General features: G+C 44.2%; 1 protein-coding gene and 1 pseudogene. Both read right to left on the reverse strand.

The window, feature by feature from the left end; genetic code table 11:
* On the reverse strand, positions 1 to 207 hold a 207-nt coding region (locus QTN94_RS20195; RefSeq protein ID WP_331428674.1), incomplete at its 3' end, for a helix-turn-helix domain-containing protein.
* 276 nt (positions 208 to 483) lie between these two features.
* Positions 484 to 1,060: pseudogene (locus QTN94_RS20200) on the reverse strand (ISL3 family transposase); the annotation flags it as partial.

Here is a 1,060-nt window from a genome sequence, read left to right on the forward strand (position 1 = left end):
CTTTTCCTGTAGTCCTTCAAGTCCCTCCTCAAGAAAGGTATGAACCCACTTGTTCACGCTAGTGCGGCTTACCTTCAGGTATTTGGCAATCTGTGTTCGAGACCGCCCTTCTTTAAAGTGTGCTAGAGCAAGTAAGCGCATCTTCATTTGTATAGACTTCTGCTGACTAGCGAGTTTTTTAAAGTCGATGTTGTCGAAGCTATCCATGGCATTCTCGTGTAGAAATGACAGCCTCAATTAGACCATATTTTTACTTAGATTGGTATTAGGGAGAGGAGTGCTTCAGGTGTGGAAATCGGGTACGGGCTGTGGATTACGCGCTTTGAGATAGGGGACAATACGAGCGCTGCTCCTTCGGACAATGGCAGCGGGACTTACGCTGAAGGTAAGGTTTGGCTGTAAACATCATGAGATGCTGGACCTAGAAGATGTTGATAGGACTTGTCTCTGAAAAGAGAAAATATTCTCGCTATAAAAAAAGGTTCATCGCGGCTTTCCGGGGAAAGCCGCTTTTATCTTCATAAAGAAGTATTCCGTATCTCGGTATCCATAGCCCATTCTTTTTATTAGCTTAATCTTGTTATTGATCCCTTCCAAGGTACATGTATTTAGATGATACGAAGCTGGCTGCAATACCAGAGCTCTTTGAGTTGAGCTCCTAGCAAATGGGTCACCATTAAGTCACGATTGACCGCAAGTATCTCATCCAGATAACTCTGTTGCTTAGTGTTTAAGTTCTCTTGATTTTTCAGTAGCACCCAACGGGAGCGTTTGATCCAACGCCGAGCATTTTTGTCATCTTTCAGTTGATTCGCTTGATCAACTCGGACTCTATCCATCACTTCTCGACCAAACTTAGCGACGACATGAAAGAGGTCATAAACGATACGGGCATTAGGACAATGAGCTTGGACTTCTAGGTCAAAAGCTGTGTTCATATCCATTGCCACAACTTCGATATTTTGAGCGTATTCTCCAAGAGTTTCAAAGAAGGGACGTATGTCCTTGCGTGCTCTACCTAGACCAATCCAGAGCACTTGGTGCGTTTGTGCATCTGCGA

The sequence above is a fragment of the Vibrio sp. M250220 genome (genome assembly GCF_036533795.1).
Taxonomy (GTDB): Bacteria; Pseudomonadota; Gammaproteobacteria; order Enterobacterales; family Vibrionaceae; genus Vibrio.